The organism is Flavobacterium sp. LC2016-01, from assembly GCF_009711135.1.
GTDB lineage: Bacteria > Bacteroidota > Bacteroidia > Flavobacteriales > Flavobacteriaceae > Flavobacterium.
Genome location: NZ_WMIC01000001.1, coordinates 595,585 through 610,494, shown reverse-complemented (window position 1 = coordinate 610,494; position 14,910 = coordinate 595,585). Strand labels below are relative to the sequence as shown.

General features: G+C 32.1%; 19 protein-coding genes. 17 read left to right on the top strand and 2 right to left on the bottom strand.

The genetic code is table 11. The features are described from left to right. The first annotated feature begins 10 nt into the window (after positions 1 to 10). From GKZ88_RS02725 to GKZ88_RS02690, 7 genes are all read left to right on the top strand, one after another. Entirely contained in the window at positions 11 to 946 is a 936-nt protein-coding gene (locus tag GKZ88_RS02725; protein WP_155100861.1) for a hypothetical protein, read from the top strand. A 57-nt stretch (positions 947 to 1,003) separates the two neighbouring features. Then, positions 1,004 to 1,240 (top strand): hypothetical protein, encoded by a 237-nt coding sequence (locus GKZ88_RS02720; protein WP_155100860.1) that lies wholly within the window; start codon positions 1,004 to 1,006, stop codon positions 1,238 to 1,240. Positions 1,241 to 1,532: 292 nt separating this feature from the next. Continuing rightward, complete coding sequence (locus GKZ88_RS02715; protein ID WP_155100859.1) at positions 1,533 to 1,772, top strand: hypothetical protein; 240 nt, start codon at positions 1,533 to 1,535, stop codon at positions 1,770 to 1,772. A gap of 2 nt (positions 1,773 to 1,774) precedes the next feature. Continuing rightward, the gene (locus GKZ88_RS02710) at positions 1,775 to 2,224 is read left to right on the top strand and encodes a hypothetical protein (protein ID WP_155100858.1); all 450 of its coding nucleotides are present in this window, start codon (positions 1,775 to 1,777) and stop codon (positions 2,222 to 2,224) included. Between the two features lie 374 nt (positions 2,225 to 2,598). Then, entirely contained in the window at positions 2,599 to 3,981 is a 1,383-nt protein-coding gene (locus tag GKZ88_RS02700) for an energy transducer TonB (protein WP_155100856.1), read from the top strand. A gap of 40 nt (positions 3,982 to 4,021) precedes the next feature. Further along, complete coding sequence (locus tag GKZ88_RS02695; RefSeq protein ID WP_155100855.1) at positions 4,022 to 4,525, top strand: hypothetical protein; 504 nt, start codon at positions 4,022 to 4,024, stop codon at positions 4,523 to 4,525. A gap of 232 nt (positions 4,526 to 4,757) precedes the next feature. After that, complete coding sequence (locus tag GKZ88_RS02690; protein ID WP_155100854.1) at positions 4,758 to 5,675, top strand: hypothetical protein; 918 nt, start codon at positions 4,758 to 4,760, stop codon at positions 5,673 to 5,675. A 49-nt stretch (positions 5,676 to 5,724) separates the two neighbouring features. Here the strand turns inward: GKZ88_RS02690 and GKZ88_RS02685 are convergent, their stop codons facing one another. Beyond that, the gene (locus GKZ88_RS02685; RefSeq protein ID WP_155100853.1) at positions 5,725 to 6,327 is read right to left on the bottom strand and encodes an NUDIX domain-containing protein; all 603 of its coding nucleotides are present in this window, start codon (positions 6,325 to 6,327) and stop codon (positions 5,725 to 5,727) included. 7 nt (positions 6,328 to 6,334) lie between these two features. On the opposite strand from GKZ88_RS02685, the gene pyrE reads away from it, so the two are divergent. The 3 genes from pyrE to GKZ88_RS02670 all read left to right on the top strand — a co-directional run bounded on the left by pyrE (position 6,335) and on the right by GKZ88_RS02670 (position 8,403). Continuing rightward, positions 6,335 to 6,979: an orotate phosphoribosyltransferase gene (pyrE, locus tag GKZ88_RS02680; protein WP_155100852.1), complete on the top strand. Its 645-nt coding sequence runs from the start codon at positions 6,335 to 6,337 to the stop codon at positions 6,977 to 6,979. A 135-nt stretch (positions 6,980 to 7,114) separates the two neighbouring features. Continuing rightward, a complete protein-coding gene (locus GKZ88_RS02675; RefSeq protein WP_155100851.1) occupies positions 7,115 to 7,507 on the top strand; it encodes an SRPBCC family protein in 393 nt (130 codons plus the stop codon). A 236-nt stretch (positions 7,508 to 7,743) separates the two neighbouring features. Then, on the top strand, positions 7,744 to 8,403 hold the full coding sequence (locus GKZ88_RS02670; RefSeq protein ID WP_155100850.1) for a hypothetical protein: 660 nt from the start codon (positions 7,744 to 7,746) through the stop codon (positions 8,401 to 8,403). Between the two features lie 42 nt (positions 8,404 to 8,445). Here the strand turns inward: GKZ88_RS02670 and GKZ88_RS02665 are convergent, their stop codons facing one another. Next, positions 8,446 to 9,186 carry a biotin--[acetyl-CoA-carboxylase] ligase gene (locus GKZ88_RS02665; RefSeq protein ID WP_155100849.1) on the bottom strand — a complete coding sequence of 247 codons (741 nt, stop codon included), beginning with the start codon at positions 9,184 to 9,186 and terminating at the stop codon, positions 8,446 to 8,448. Between the two features lie 93 nt (positions 9,187 to 9,279). On the opposite strand from GKZ88_RS02665, the gene rsfS reads away from it, so the two are divergent. From rsfS to GKZ88_RS02630, 7 genes are all read left to right on the top strand, one after another. Further along, the gene (gene rsfS / locus GKZ88_RS02660; RefSeq protein ID WP_007809313.1) at positions 9,280 to 9,651 is read left to right on the top strand and encodes a ribosome silencing factor; all 372 of its coding nucleotides are present in this window, start codon (positions 9,280 to 9,282) and stop codon (positions 9,649 to 9,651) included. 15 nt (positions 9,652 to 9,666) lie between these two features. Next, entirely contained in the window at positions 9,667 to 11,592 is a 1,926-nt protein-coding gene (ftsH, locus tag GKZ88_RS02655) for an ATP-dependent zinc metalloprotease FtsH (RefSeq protein WP_155100848.1), read from the top strand. A gap of 114 nt (positions 11,593 to 11,706) precedes the next feature. Further along, positions 11,707 to 12,312, top strand: coding sequence for a lactate utilization protein B/C (locus GKZ88_RS02650; RefSeq protein WP_155100847.1), 606 nt, complete (start codon positions 11,707 to 11,709; stop codon positions 12,310 to 12,312). A gap of 1 nt (position 12,313) precedes the next feature. Next, the gene (locus GKZ88_RS02645) at positions 12,314 to 13,204 is read left to right on the top strand and encodes a phosphatidate cytidylyltransferase (protein WP_155100846.1); all 891 of its coding nucleotides are present in this window, start codon (positions 12,314 to 12,316) and stop codon (positions 13,202 to 13,204) included. Then, a complete protein-coding gene (locus tag GKZ88_RS02640; RefSeq protein ID WP_155100845.1) occupies positions 13,194 to 13,847 on the top strand; it encodes a phosphatidylserine decarboxylase family protein in 654 nt (217 codons plus the stop codon). Before GKZ88_RS02645 ends, GKZ88_RS02640 begins: the two co-directional genes overlap by 11 nt. Next, positions 13,848 to 14,117 carry an acyl-CoA-binding protein gene (locus tag GKZ88_RS02635; protein ID WP_155100844.1) on the top strand — a complete coding sequence of 90 codons (270 nt, stop codon included), beginning with the start codon at positions 13,848 to 13,850 and terminating at the stop codon, positions 14,115 to 14,117. It abuts the gene before it with no gap. A gap of 8 nt (positions 14,118 to 14,125) precedes the next feature. Next, positions 14,126 to 14,908, top strand: coding sequence for a superoxide dismutase (locus tag GKZ88_RS02630; RefSeq protein WP_155100843.1), 783 nt, complete (start codon positions 14,126 to 14,128; stop codon positions 14,906 to 14,908). Positions 14,909 to 14,910 lie beyond the last annotated feature (2 nt).

Genomic DNA, 14,910 nt, shown 5'->3' with positions numbered 1-14,910 from the left:
AACAATTGTTATGACTATCGCAGATTTAATAAAAGAGTTTATAGAAACCAGCAAAGAGCGTTTAAAATCTCCTTTTTCAGGAGCATTTTTATGGTCTTTTGGAATTTATAATTGGAGACCATTTTTTTTATTGATGTTTTCAGATGCTTCAATGGAAGATAAAATTGTAGTCATAAATCATGAATACTGTAAACCAGGGGCTATTTTATGGCCAATTGGTTTAGCTCTTTTTTACATAGTAATATTACCATTTATCATGTGGCTAATTGATTGGCCTGTAGTTTTCGCAAAAAAGATAAGATTGGCAAAAGTGTATGAAAATAAAAATAATGTAATAATAGAAAAAATTGCAATTGCAGCGAAAATATCGGAATTAAAAAATGCTGAATCTGGGAATAAAGAACTACAAAATTTATTAGATGAAAACACTTCGCTAAAGGAACAAACATTTAGTTTACAAGAAAGCATCAACCAGATAAATGAATTAAATAAAAATAGAATTGATGGGCTTAATGATCAATTAAAGATTGCAATTGAGACATCTAATGAAAAACAAAAAGAGATCAATAAAATGAATAAGCTTGTTGATTCAGATTTTAATCAAATGCGTAGTCGTTGGCATCGAAGATTTAATAGAAAGATTCAGCGACTTGAACAAGATTATCCAACACTTTCTCCTGAATTGGTAAAAGAAATTTATTCCGTTTCTCATCTTTTAAATTATTACGAGTTTGAAATTTTAATTAAAATTGAAACAAGCAATACAGGTAGCATTTTAAATGGTTTAGATGAAAATTTAGAAACATTAAAAGGGTTACAAGGGAAAGGACTACTTCGTACTCAATACAATGGTAGTAAAATTGAATTCTTCTTAACTGATGTAGGTAAGATAGTTACAGAAGTTATACAAGATACTCGAGACGAAGAGTCTGAGAATATTTCATAACTTAAAAAAAATGCCAAAATAAAAAATAAATCATATAAAAATCTTAAATAAAAAGCTATGCCACAGGAAGAACAAACAATTTACAATTTACAACTTCACCAATCGTTAACAATAAATATTTCAGGAGGTGAAGGCGACAATCGAGCCGCGCACACGACAGTCTTAAGAGTTCCAGGTGGATGGGTTTACACTACAAAAACTCAATTAGGAGATATTTTAACACAATCAAGTGCATTTGTTCCATTCATTCAAGAATTTAAAAAATTAGAAGATGATGAAGAAGTTTATGAATAATATGAAAAAGTGAGTTTTAATAGCATCATTGTTTTTTATTATATTCATTTAGTTCAAAGAAAAACGAAGATGTATCACCCGTTAGTGCGGATTTGCAATCCGAGCTCGCATAGAGAAGAAGTTTAAAAAACGAAAACTGATACTTTGTGGGCACGGATTACAAATCCGCGCTAACGTTATGCTTATTTAATAATAAAAAAAATTACGTTTTCCCGTAATCATATTCAATTCCAACATTCTATATTTGAATTCAAATAGTATTACCCAATTCTAACCTGCTTAACCAAAAACTATGGACAACCAAACCGGCAACACTATTGTTGAAGGAATATTTTACGGACTAAATTATTTGGGAGCTCTATTCCATTGGTCTGTTTTCTTGGGTAAAAAATCTTTTCAGAACGCACTTCAAAGCAGTTTTATTAATTGTATTATCGGAATTTTGGCAATTGTCTTGATTGTCATTGTGTTCAAAAATGAAGTTTTGCATCTTCTATTATCTTTAATCAAAAACCGACTAAACCATAACTAAAAATGAATTACCAATCTTCTGGAAACCCAAAACCTTTTGCGATAATAGGCTTAGTATTTGCCATTTTAGCCTTTCTATTTTCAATGATTCCGTGTGTGGGATTTTACGCCGTTGGCCCAAGTCTTTTTGCGCTTGCTTTTAGCGGTATTTCCTATCTTGGCTTAAAACAAAGAAACGAAAGTACCTCTATTTCACTTGCTGGTTTAATTATTGGAGCAGTCGCGATTTCTATTGGGATTTTTCAATATTATAAATACGAAACAGTTTATGATGCTAAAGCAAAAATTGAAAACTCTATCAACGAAGCACAGGGAGAAATACTCGATACTATTCAAAAAAAGGTTTTAGAAAAAGCAGAGCAAAAACTTCAAGAAGAGATATCGAAAGATTCTATTTTACAGATTAAAAAAGATTCCCTTCAAAAAATCAAGAATGATTCTGTCTCGAAATAGAGAATATCATTTTTTTAATTTTTTAGTATTTACTGCTATACTAATTTTAGTTCTTTATTTGAAGACTGAAATTATCAGCATAAAATGTCCGTATGCAGAAATTGGACTGAAATGCAAAACCTGCGGCCTTACAACATCTTTTAAAAGGATTTTAAACGGTGATTTTTCCAATTTAAATTTTGGATATTTATTGCTGTTTATTGCCTTTCTTTCACAATTGATTTTGAGACCATTAGTGAGTTTTGCACTGTTTTTTTCAAACAATTGGAAATTGATCCGAAATATTGATATACTATTTTCTGTTTTTCTATTTGCTTTTGCTTTTGCCGAATTAATCTAAAAACTAAAATTATTACTTTTAATAAACTAGCCAAATGAAATTAAAACTTGTATTAATAACTGCATTTGTTTTAAGTATTTCTTCGTGTAAAAACGAAACAAAAGAAGGTAATACTAAATCAGGATCTCAAAAGCCAGAAAAGGAAACTATTTTAAATGATACTTTAAAAACGGATTCGGCAACTGTCAGTTCTTCAAAAAACAATGTTACCGAAAACCAAAAATTACTGCTCGATTTTTTTATTAAAAATGATAAAAAACCACAATTCTTTTTGATCAATAATCAGAAAGACACCACTATTATTTGTGCCGAGAAAACCAAGATTACAATCAAAGCAAATTCTTTTGTTTCAATTAAAACGGGAAATGAAGCATCAGGAAAAATCAAAATATCAGTTAAAGAATATTACTCTATTTCTGATATAATTTTGGGCGGGCTTTCAACAACTTCTAACGGAAAATTATTAGAAACTGGCGGTATGCTGCATATTACTGCAACATCAAATAATGAAAAGTGCGATTTAAAAAAAGGAAAGAATATCGAAATTGCTTTTCCTAAAAAAAGTAATAAAGATGGAATGCAGCTTTTTAATGGAAATTGGAAAAAAGACCAGATCAATTGGACTGTCGACAAAAAATCGGTTGATTTAGCACAGACTTTTACAAATGTTGACGAAAGACCCGTGTATATAGGTGGGAATGAAGCTTTGTACAAATTCATTGGCAACAATTACAGAAATTCTGATGAAGAAATTAGTGGCAAAATATATGCTTCTTTTGTTGTAAACAGAGAAGGAAATGTCACTAATATTAAGATAACAAAAGGTTTGAGTAGAAAAGCTGATGACGAATATCTTAGAGTTCTAAAAAAAATTGGAAAATTTACCCCAGGCAAAGTGCAAGGCGTTCCTGTGAACTTTACGTATACTTTGCCAATTACTATAAAATCAGAGGACTCCGATATTTCCAGTTCAAGAAATTACAGCAACAACCGCTCTCAAGAACCTTATTCCACAAAAACGGATGAAAATATAAAAGCAAATGAAATCAGTTACAATATGTTCAGTAGTGCAAAGCTTGGTTACCTAAATTGTGACCGTTTTTTATACTATATTCCATCAATGGTAATCAATTATGGTGTTATTGTCGAAGATGAAAGCAATGTTTCGATGAATATTATTTACCATAGCTTTAAATCTATTATGAAAGGTGAATTGAGTCCTAAAAAAGTTGTTTTTTATAATTCGCTTTTAAAAGAAAAAATTACGATTGTTGCTATTAAATATTTTGAAGGCAAACCATTTTTAGCGATTAAAGAAGCGACTACGAGTGAAAAATCGGCAAAGGATCTGCAATTTAACCCGGTAACGCCTGAAGAGTTGAAAAATGAAATCATAAAACTGAATAATTTCAATTAATCGCTCGATTTGAGTTATTTTTAAGCATTAATTTAAAAAAATGGATACTTCTTTTTATCTGGAAAATTTTCAAAAAATAGCTCATCAGCTTGATCAGAAGCTTCTGGATGAAAAATCAATTGAAGTTTCTGTTGGTATTTATCTAGATTCTGTTTTTATCAAATTGTATAAAAAATCATGGGCAAGTAATCCAAACGAAGCTTTAACAGCCGAATCAAGGATTTTCTTTTCTGTTTGGATTAATGATTCAAGCATCAAGAAACAAAAAATCATGTATAATATTCATGCCCTAAAGTTGAGAAAACTTAAAGGTTATGCAATAGAAAGCAGAAAATTTGCCGAAAAATTCAGAAATCTTTTTGAAAATTACAGCCAAAAATGGCCAAATGTCAGCACAAATCACGGTCCGTTGACTTTAATGGAAGGCTGGATTGAGTTGGATTCCGAAAATTATCAAAAAGAAATTTTAAAAATCTGCGATAGCTTTTTGGAGATTGATTATTTAATTGATGATACGCTTCTTCAATTTAAATCAATAAAATAGAAAACTATTCGCAAAGTGCAGCTCCGCGTGAGGGATAGAGCTAAGCTACCGAAGTAGCAGCGAAAGCCCGACAGCATCCCGATAAAAGGGCGTATACACACAAACTGAGTTAGCCCTTTTATCGGGATGGTGGCACGCCCAACTATTTATATTTCAAATTTTAATCATCAACCGCAGCGCAACCTTTTCGAGCTTTTTGTACTTATAAAATATAACGTAAACAAAAAGTAAAATGAAAAAGCTAATCGCATTATTTGCTGTACTTGCAATTGTTTCTTGCTCTAATGAAGAAATTGGTGACGCATCAACTAAAACTAATTTAAGTTCTGTCAAGATCACTGATTACTCCAAAAATACTGAAATTCTTAGTTCTCAAGAACTGTTTTTTGAAAATGAGAAACTTACAACAATTAAATATTTTGACGACAGAATAAGTGATTATACGTATAACAATCAGAATTTGGTTTCGAAAATAATTGATTATAATCCTGATGGGGAAATTTTAATTACAACCACTTTCTTGTATAATACTACCGGAAAAATAAGTGAAATTACGCGAATCTCAGGACCGGCAAATGATGAAATTTTGAATAACAAGTTTGTTTTTACTTATCTGGCGGGTAAACTACTTTTGGCAAAATCTTCTGGGAATAATCCGGCGGAACATTCGGAGATTTCACTTAATTCAAACAATCAATTTGAAAAACAAACTATGTTTTCGGGCGCTTTATATTATAAGTATAATTTTGTGAACGGCAACTTAGAAAAGTGTGCTGAATTTGATAATAACGGGAATTTGACCGGAAATGTTAGAAGTTATAAATACACAAATTTGCCCAATATTGATAGTTATAAAAAACTCCTTTTTGGCAACGAATGGAAACTTAATAACTTTTTATGCAGTTTTTACAATTCTAACAGCACTGTGTTTCTGGATCTTTCTGAAAACCTAGTTTCTGAAGATGTCCTTACTTTTTTTCATGCGAGTTCTAATTATACTGTTACTTATAGAACAAAAACAGATTATATTTTTGACAGTTCAAACAGAATGTCAAAAATGACTGAAAACAACACTATTGAAAGTGGTACAACAAGTACTACTATAAGACCAAGCATTAAAACGGAGTTTGTTTTTACTTATAAAGATTAAAAACCAACAACAAAAATGGATTTAAATCGCAATTTACTATTGCGATTTTTTATTTATACTGATTTTCTTCTGCAAATAACAATTTAATATTCTCGTACGAATTTTTAAGCGCTTCTTTGATTTGTTCTGGATTTAACCAAGCTACTTTTTCGATGCCTTCTTCGATTTGTCCGTGTGGTGTTCCTTCAAAATCAGACTGCATTTCAAACCAATGCGTGATTTTAAGTTTGTATTTTCCGTTGCGTTTAAAGATATGATAGGTTTTTTGAAGCTTATTGGTAATTCTCAGTTTGTTTACACCCGTTTCTTCTTCAACTTCGCGCATAGCGGTAACTTCGATGTCCTCACCTTTCTCGATTCCTCCTTTTGGAAGATCCCATTTTCCATTTCTGAAGATAAATAAAACCTCGCCTTTTTTATTGTACACAAAACCTCCGCCGGCTTTATTTACCGGAATTTTGGCTTTCAAGGTTTTCATAATTTCACTTTCGTCAGGATGATAAAGAATAGCTTTTTGAATTTTATTTTGAAAAATTTTTATAATAAGCTGTTCGATATCAATACTTTCTAACAAGAACAATTGGAAATCTGTTTCGCGCGAGATTTCATTTGTCAAAAAAAGTGGTTTGTCGTTCACAAAAACTTTATACATTTGTACTATGATTTTTAATAAAGATACTGCCGAAAAAACAGCCGAATTGCTTTTGCAAATAAATGCAATTAAATTGAATCCCGAAAATCCTTTTACATGGGCTTCTGGTTGGAAATCTCCTATTTACTGCGATAATAGGTTAATTCTTTCATTTCCGATCATCCGAAACTATGTTCGTGATGAGTTTGCAAAGAATATTGAAAAACAATTTGGAAAACCTGACGTAATTGCCGGTGTTGCTACTGGAGCGATTGGAATTGGTATTCTGGTTGCTGAAAGCCTTGGATTGCCGTTTGTATATGTGCGTCCGGAAGCTAAAAAACACGGAAGACAAAACCAAGTGGAAGGTTTTTTACAAAAAGGCCAAAATGTTGTGGTTGTCGAAGATTTAATTAGTACTGGAAACAGCAGTTTATTAGCTGTTGAAGCTTTGCGTAATGAAGGTGCAAATATTAAAGGTATGGCGGCAATTTTTACATATGGCTTTGGAGTTGCCGAAGAAAATTTCAAAAATGCTAATATTGATTTATATACTTTGAGCAACTATGAAAATCTATTGGATTTAGCGGTTCAAAAACAATATATTACTGAAGACCAGCAATCTACCTTGCAAGAATGGAGCATAAGCCCATCAACTTGGGGACAGGAATAGATTTTAGATTTTAAAAAACCGCTCCGCTCTTTTTTGAAATTTCTAATTAAATACAGCTTTGCGATCTTTGCGCAATTTAAAGATAAAACTTAGAAAAAAACCTTGCGCCCTTTGCGTTAAAAAACAAAAAACAATATGAACTTAGAAAGTCCAAAAGTTACTGTTCAGAAATCAGCTCAAGATTTATTTGATCAATTGACTGATGTTAAGAATTTTGAAAAATTAATGCCGGATAATATCGCCAAATTCGAAGTAATTGGTGAAGATGCTTTTATTTTTGGATTGAAAGGTATGCCGGAAATCAAATTAAAAATGAAAGACAAAGTAGCTCCAAACAAAATCGTTCTGGGTGCTGCAAGTGATAAACTTCCATTTACTTTGACTTCAAATATTGACAGTGTTTCTGATTCAGAAAGTGCCGTTCAGTTATTTTTTGAAGGTGAATTTAACGCTATGATGGCAATGATGATCAAAGGACCAATCAGTAAGTTTATTGAAACTCTGGCAAACAACATGAACAAGCTTTAATAATGGTGAATTATTAATTGTGAATTATAAATGAAAAGTCCAATCTAAACGATTGGACTTTTTTTATGCCCATTTATTTCACGGCAAAGCAAAAAACCTTAGAACCTTAGAATCTTAGCAACTTAGAACCTTCCAAAAAAACATTTCATCCTGAAAAAAACACAGTTCAGAAACAAAAATTATTCTCCATTGAAATATTGATGGAAGTTTGAATCATCAAACTAAAACATATCAAAATGGAACCAGCTATTAAGATTTTAATTTACATTCACGCTTTCTTTGGCGGAATTGGGCTAATTACAGGAATTGGAAGTATTGTCGTTAAAAAAGGCGGAAAACTTCATAAAAGAATGGGGAAATTATTCTCTATCGGAATGATAACCAGTTCTCTAATTTCTCTGCCAATTTGCTGGATGCCAAAACATCAAAATATTTTCCTGTTCTTAATTGGCTTATTTACTATTTACCTTGTTATTTCTGGAAACAGAGCTTTAGGTTTTAAAACTAAACCTAAAGCCGACTTATTAGATAAAATAATTTCAGGAACTATGCTGTTCTTTTCTGCCGTTATGATTTCAATTGGCTTGTACTGCCAGTTAAACAACATTGCAAACGGAATATTATTTACTTTTTTTGGCGGATTTGGACTTTTTATGACCGTTAAAGATTTTATTTTCTACAGAAACTTTTCAGAAACCAATAGAAACTGGCTGTCAAAACACATTGGAAAAATGGTTGGCGCTTTAATAGCTTCAATTACAGCCTACATAGTAGCCGGATTGGGAATTGGCAGTTTAATTGCTTGGATTGCTCCATCAATTTTAGGTACTTTTTATATCATTTATCGGAACAAAAAAATAGAGCCAAAAGCAAAAACAATAATTAATCCGAGTTAAGAAAAACTCAGAATCTTAGCAACTCAGTATCTCAGAATCTTATCAATAAAGCATCTGAACTTCTTTAATATCAAACTCTGAAACCGAATCATCTTCAAGCAAAACCTGCAATTTTCCAATTGAAGAAACGCCTTGAATAATTCCCATAAAATTTTGTCCAGACGAATTAGGATCAAGATTTTTAAAAGGCATTGGAACACCTTTTCGGAACAAAGTATTAAAATATTCTTCCCAAAAAAATGAAGAATTTGATTCCCAAGATTCGATTTTCTGCTGTATTTTCTCTATGATTAATTCTGGCAAAAGATTTTTATCAAGAGAACTCCCTAAAATGACTGCCAATGAAGAAGCATTTGGCAATTCATCAAAATTAGTCTGATTGACATTAAGTCCTAATCCGACTACTGACACGATTCTGCCATCACTTTTGATGGTATTTTCGATTAGTATGCCACCAATTTTTTTATTGTATGACATAATGTCGTTTGGCCATTTTATACTTAAATCAGGAATATTTAACGATTTTAAAACTTCAATTACACTCAATGAAACTATTAAGCTTAAATTAAAAACCTCTTCATTACTATAGATAAAATCCTTTACCAAGGCACTCATAATTAAGTTTTTACCTGATTCTGACTGCCACTTTGAGCCCATTTGCCCCTTTCCTTTTGTCTGATTTTCAGCCGTTACCACAGTAAAATTATCAAGTTCATCCTGGCTTGATAACGCTTTAAGAAAGTCATTTGTAGAATCTATGGCATCGAGTTTGATTAGCTTCATCTAAGTAATTTAAATTAACTTAATTTAATATTTTGTTAAGGTTCAAAAATAATCACAAAATTTGGTAACTTTACAAATTCATAAAAATAATTCATGGCGAAAAAGACTATTAATAATGATGTTCTGCTGGCGAACATAATCAAAGGGATTGAAGAAGTAAAAGGAAATGATATCGATATTCTTGACTTAAGAGAAATAGATACGGCTGTATGTGACTACTTTGTCATTTGCAATGGATCTTCAAATACCCAAGTTAACGCCATCGTAAACTCTATTCAAAAAACAGTATCTAAAGACTTAAAAGATAAACCTTGGCACGTAGAAGGAACCGACAACGCAGAATGGGTTCTGATGGATTATGTGCATATCGTGGTACATGTTTTCCAAAAACACATACGTGAATACTATAATATCGAAAGCCTTTGGGGTGACGCCAAAATAACTACAATCGAAAACAAATACTAAAGAAAAATTTTTCTAATGGCTAAAGATAATAATCCAAATCCGAATAAATTTAAAATAAGTCCTTGGTTAATATATACCGCAATACTTTTAGTTTTTTTATTTATAAGTTTTGCAACCGGAGGATCTAACTTAAGCGAACCTGCTCAATTGACTTCTTCTAAATTCAATACGTTATTAGAAAAAGGTCAAATTGAAAAAGTAATCGTTTATAATAAAGCTGAAGCCGAAGTTTACTTGACTGCTGCAGCTCTTAAAGATAAAGCAAACGAGAAAGTTTCTAAAGATATTTTCAAAAATCCTAACAAAGGACCACATTATACTTTAGAAATTGGTAACGATCAAATTTTCCAGACTAAACTTGAAAAAGCAGTTGGCGAAGGAAAACTAAAAGATTTCAATTTTCTTCAAAAAAACAATTGGAGCGATATTTTAATCAGCTTGCTTCCAATCATCATTATTATTGGTGTATGGATTTTCATTATGCGTAAAATGTCTGGCGGAGGCGCTGGCGGAGGCGGACAGATTTTTAATATTGGAAAATCAAAAGCTAAGCTTTTTGATGAAAAAACAGATATCAAAACAACATTTAAAGATGTTGCAGGTCTAGAAGGTGCTAAAGAAGAAATTCAAGAAATTGTTGAATTCCTTAAAAACCCTGAAAAATATACCAACTTAGGAGGTAAAATTCCAAAAGGAGCTTTACTTGTAGGTCCTCCGGGAACTGGTAAAACTTTGCTTGCAAAAGCTGTTGCCGGCGAAGCTCAAGTACCTTTCTTCTCATTGTCAGGTTCTGATTTCGTTGAAATGTTTGTTGGTGTTGGTGCGTCACGTGTACGTGATTTATTCAAACAGGCAAAAGAAAAATCTCCTGCTATCATTTTCATTGATGAAATTGATGCTGTAGGTAGAGCTAGAGGAAAAAGCAATATGTCTGGCGGAAACGACGAAAGAGAAAATACTCTGAACCAATTACTGACAGAAATGGATGGTTTTGGTACAAACTCAAACGTAATTGTTTTAGCTGCAACAAACAGAGCTGATGTTCTTGATAAAGCTTTAATGCGTGCTGGACGTTTTGACAGACAAATTTTTGTTGACTTACCAGACATTCGCGAAAGAGCTGAAATCTTTAAAGTTCACTTGGCTCCTATCAAAAAAATTGAAGGTCTTGATTTAGACTTCTTAGCAAAACAAACTCCAGGTTTCTCTGGTGCTGATATTGCTAATGTTTGTAACGAAGCTGCATTAATTGCTGCTCGTAACAATAAAACTGCTGTTGACAGACAAGATTTTCTTGACGCAGTTGACAGAATCATTGGTGGTCTTGAGAAGAAAAATAAAATCATTACTCCAGAAGAAAAAAGAGCAATCGCGATTCACGAAGCTGGTCACGCAACTGTAAGCTGGATGTTAGAGCATGCTGCACCGCTTATTAAAGTAACTATTGTTCCTCGCGGACAAAGTTTAGGAGCTGCTTGGTACCTTCCAGAAGAAAGACAAATCGTTAGAACAGATCAAATGTTAGACGAAATGTGTGCTACTATGGGCGGAAGAGCGGCTGAAAAAGTAACTTTTGACAGAATTTCAACTGGTGCATTAAGTGATTTAGAAAAAGTAACACGCCAAGCTCGTGCAATGGTAACGATTTACGGTTTGAACGATAAAATCGGGAATGTTACTTATTATGATTCAAGCGGACAAAGCGAATACAACTTCTCTAAACCATATTCTGACGAAACAGCAAAAATTATTGATGCTGAAATTTCAGAATTAATTGAAGGACAATACCAAAGAGCTATTCAAATTCTTGAAGAAAATAAAGACAAGTTAAATCAGCTTGCTGATATCTTAATAGAGAAAGAAGTTATTTTTAAAGATGACTTAGAAACTATTTTCGGAAAACGTACTTTTGACAAAAATCTGGAAGAAGTGGTTTCGTAAATAATTCAGAAATATGTAATATTTTTTAAAATCTTAATTCAAAATAGCCTTTTGAATTAAGATTTTTTTATCTTTGAACGTTTTCAATTAACATGTAAAGTATTTCATATAAAAATGAATTTTTTCAAAAAAATATTTGGTTCCAGTGATGCCGCTTCGGATGAAGAAAGTGAAAGCGAATATGGAGGAAATCCTATTCAGAACAGTCATTTATCTATAGACGAACAATTCATTTTTAATTTCAAAAAAAATGGCGGTAAATTTTTGTATTGTGAAAACACACAAGAAGTTGCTGAACAATTTGAAAATATTTTAGAAGAAAATGATTGGTTTGAAAATGAAGTTTTATGTTACGAACCAGGTCTTTTTCATTTATTAGAAGAAAATAAACTGCCTCATATTTCACCTAGAAATCCTAAATTTTTATTGGCTTCATGTGAAAATTTAATTGCCGATGAAGGTTCAATTTTGTTTTCCTCTAAACAAATCAGACAAGACAAACCTAACGAACTTCCTGCAAACATTGTCATAATTGCCACTACAAGCCAAATTCTGCCAATGAAAAGCGACGGCTTAAGCGCAATTAAACGCAAATACGAAAGAGACTATCCTACCAACATTACCACTATAAAATATTTCGAAAAGGCAAAAGAGGAAGATTTTACTCAATACGGAAGTGTTGCAAAAAATCTTTATTTATTGCTTTTAGAAGATCTTTAAGATGAACGAAACACTGAAGAGAACCATTTCTGGTGCTGTTTATATCGCTTTACTGCTTACCTCTATTCTGTTTTCAACTGAAAGCTTTATTGTTCTTTTTGGTATTTTCTTAATTATTACAATTTACGAATTTTCCAATCTAGTAAGCCTGAATAAAATATTTTCTATTTTATTTGGAACACTTCTATTTTCTGTAATTATACTGATCAGTCATTATAACAAACAAACTACTGATTATTTAAATAGCGCATTGAGCTCAAATCTTGATTTAACCATCAATATCAAGCAATTAGATTTAATACTTCTTGCCGTTACGCTAGTTATATCCATAAAATGTATTCTATTCTTATTTTATGATTCGGTACAAAAAATAAGTACTTCTTCTAAATATTTGTACTTATTAGGATACATTACTTTGCCTTTTGTTTTTATTGTAAAAATTTCTTTTGGTGCTAATGATTATAATCCGAAAATCATTCTTGGATTATTCATTTTAATATGGACCAATGATACTTTTGCCTATTTGGTCGGAAAATCTATAGGAAAACATAAATTATTCGAACGTGTTTCACCTAAAAAAACAATCGAAGGTTTTTTAGGCGGTGCTGTATTTGCCGCATTTGCCGGTTTCTTAATATCAAAATTATACATTCAGCCAACTCCTGAGTTTAGCAATAAATCCATTTTAATCTGGACCATAATTGCTATAATTGTAAGCATTTTTGGTACAATTGGAGACTTAATAGAATCCAAATTTAAACGAATTGCTGGCGTAAAAGACAGTGGTTCAATTATGCCAGGACATGGAGGCATTCTAGATCGCTTAGATAGTGTTATATTTGTATCACCAATTATATTTTTATTTTATCAAATTTTATATTATGTTTCATAAAGAAGGAGGACCATCCATTTTACTAGGTACTATTTTTGCTGTTGCTGTACTGCTTATTGCTGAAAAATTTATTGATATTGCCTGGCTGAGAATGCTTGTTCAAATTGCTGGCGTAGTAGTTTTGATTATTATTTTGCAGTTTTTCAGAAACCCAAAAAGAATTGCAATTCGCAACAGCGATCACATACTTGCTCCAGTTGACGGAAAAGTTGTGGTTATTGAAGAAGTTTATGAAGGTGAATTTTTTAAAGATAAACGTTTACAAGTTTCTATCTTCATGTCGCCAATAAACGTTCACGTAACGCGTTACGCTATGGACGGAGTAATAAAATTCAGCAAATATCATCCTGGGAAATTTTTGGTAGCGTGGCACCCAAAAGCAAGTGAAGAAAACGAAAGAACTACAGTGGTAATCGAAAATGATACTTTTGGAGCAGTTCTTTACAGACAAATTGCTGGAGCTTTGGCACGAAGAATTGTAAATTACGCTAAAGAAGGAATGCAGGTTGTTCAAGGAACTGATGCCGGTTTCATTAAATTTGGTTCGAGAGTAGATTTATTTTTACCTTTAGGTACTCCAATTGATGTGGTTTTAGGCCAAAAAGCAATTGGCGGAAAAACAATTATAGCTACAAAAGCTTAAATGGCTGAAAAAGATTTAGATACACGGTTCGCAGAGGCTGTTGAAAATGCTTTAAAAATGACACAGGCCTCACTGCCTCAAGATGTGCAGTTACGACTTTATGCCTATTACAAGCAAGCAACTTTTGGTACAGCAGTCTATAATCAATCGCAGAATTTTGATTTAAGAGATGCCTTCAAAACAAATGCATGGATGCAGATCAGCCATATTTCAATTGAAGAAGCAAAAGAAAGTTATATCGAGATCATCAATTCACTAACATCGAAATAAATTACATTATGAAGAAAAACATTACTCGTTTTGGCATTATAGCTTCATTTTTCGTATTATTTTCTTGTAATGACAGTAATAAACTTACTGAAGTTGTGGAAGTGCCTTTGCCGACGAAAGAAGAAAAAATCACTATTGGATCTCCTGATCAAGTTACGATTGCACCTGGTTCATTTGAACTTACCAAACTGCCTTTCGGTTATGATGGTTTAGCGCCAGATATTCGTTCTCTTACTCTTGAAACACATTATTCTAAGCATTATGTTACTTATACGAATAATCTAAACAAAGAGATTGTTTCAACTGAGTACGAAAATATGCCGTTGGAGGATATTTTAAAGAAAATGGATCTCAGCAATGCTAAACTTCGTCAAAATGCTGGAGGATATTATAATCACACCATGTATTTTAATCTCCTGACACCAAAAGAACAAACACCAAAAGATACACTTGCCAGTTCTATCAACAAGGAATTTGGATCTTTTAACAACTTGACAAATCAATTTAAAGCACAGGCGGAAAAACAATTTGGTTCTGGATGGGTTTGGCTTGTTGTAGACCGATATGGTAAACTGCAGATTACAACAACAGACAATCAAGATAATCCTTTAATGAAAAATGCTTTGATTCCGGGAACTCCAATTTTAGCAATTGATTTATGGGAACATGCCTATTATCTTGATTATCAAAACCGAAAAGGAAGTTATGTTGATGCTTTTTACAAACATATAAATTGGGAAAAAGCAAACGAATATTATAAAGAGGCTTTAAAGAAAGTCAAAAAAGTATAATT

Bases quoted from the DNA above. Each gene is read 5' to 3' on its own strand.
- GKZ88_RS02640 (WP_155100845.1), top strand. From the start codon at position 13,194: ATGTTTCATAAAGAAGGAGGACCATCCATTTTACTAGGTACTATTTTT.
- GKZ88_RS02715 (WP_155100859.1), top strand. From the start codon at position 1,533: ATGGACAACCAAACCGGCAACACTATTGTTGAAGGAATATTTTACGGA.
- ftsH (WP_155100848.1), top strand. From the start codon at position 9,667: ATGGCTAAAGATAATAATCCAAATCCGAATAAATTTAAAATAAGTCCT.
- GKZ88_RS02635 (WP_155100844.1), top strand. From the start codon at position 13,848: ATGGCTGAAAAAGATTTAGATACACGGTTCGCAGAGGCTGTTGAAAAT.
- pyrE (WP_155100852.1), top strand. From the start codon at position 6,335: ATGATTTTTAATAAAGATACTGCCGAAAAAACAGCCGAATTGCTTTTG.
- GKZ88_RS02665 (WP_155100849.1), bottom strand. From the start codon at position 9,186: ATGAAGCTAATCAAACTCGATGCCATAGATTCTACAAATGACTTTCTT.
- GKZ88_RS02725 (WP_155100861.1), top strand. From the start codon at position 11: ATGACTATCGCAGATTTAATAAAAGAGTTTATAGAAACCAGCAAAGAG.
- GKZ88_RS02695 (WP_155100855.1), top strand. From the start codon at position 4,022: ATGGATACTTCTTTTTATCTGGAAAATTTTCAAAAAATAGCTCATCAG.
- GKZ88_RS02630 (WP_155100843.1), top strand. From the start codon at position 14,126: ATGAAGAAAAACATTACTCGTTTTGGCATTATAGCTTCATTTTTCGTA.
- GKZ88_RS02690 (WP_155100854.1), top strand. From the start codon at position 4,758: ATGAAAAAGCTAATCGCATTATTTGCTGTACTTGCAATTGTTTCTTGC.
- GKZ88_RS02675 (WP_155100851.1), top strand. From the start codon at position 7,115: ATGAACTTAGAAAGTCCAAAAGTTACTGTTCAGAAATCAGCTCAAGAT.
- GKZ88_RS02670 (WP_155100850.1), top strand. From the start codon at position 7,744: ATGGAACCAGCTATTAAGATTTTAATTTACATTCACGCTTTCTTTGGC.
- GKZ88_RS02700 (WP_155100856.1), top strand. From the start codon at position 2,599: ATGAAATTAAAACTTGTATTAATAACTGCATTTGTTTTAAGTATTTCT.
- GKZ88_RS02650 (WP_155100847.1), top strand. From the start codon at position 11,707: ATGAATTTTTTCAAAAAAATATTTGGTTCCAGTGATGCCGCTTCGGAT.
- rsfS (WP_007809313.1), top strand. From the start codon at position 9,280: ATGGCGAAAAAGACTATTAATAATGATGTTCTGCTGGCGAACATAATC.
- GKZ88_RS02720 (WP_155100860.1), top strand. From the start codon at position 1,004: ATGCCACAGGAAGAACAAACAATTTACAATTTACAACTTCACCAATCG.
- GKZ88_RS02645 (WP_155100846.1), top strand. From the start codon at position 12,314: ATGAACGAAACACTGAAGAGAACCATTTCTGGTGCTGTTTATATCGCT.
- GKZ88_RS02685 (WP_155100853.1), bottom strand. From the start codon at position 6,327: ATGTATAAAGTTTTTGTGAACGACAAACCACTTTTTTTGACAAATGAA.
- GKZ88_RS02710 (WP_155100858.1), top strand. From the start codon at position 1,775: ATGAATTACCAATCTTCTGGAAACCCAAAACCTTTTGCGATAATAGGC.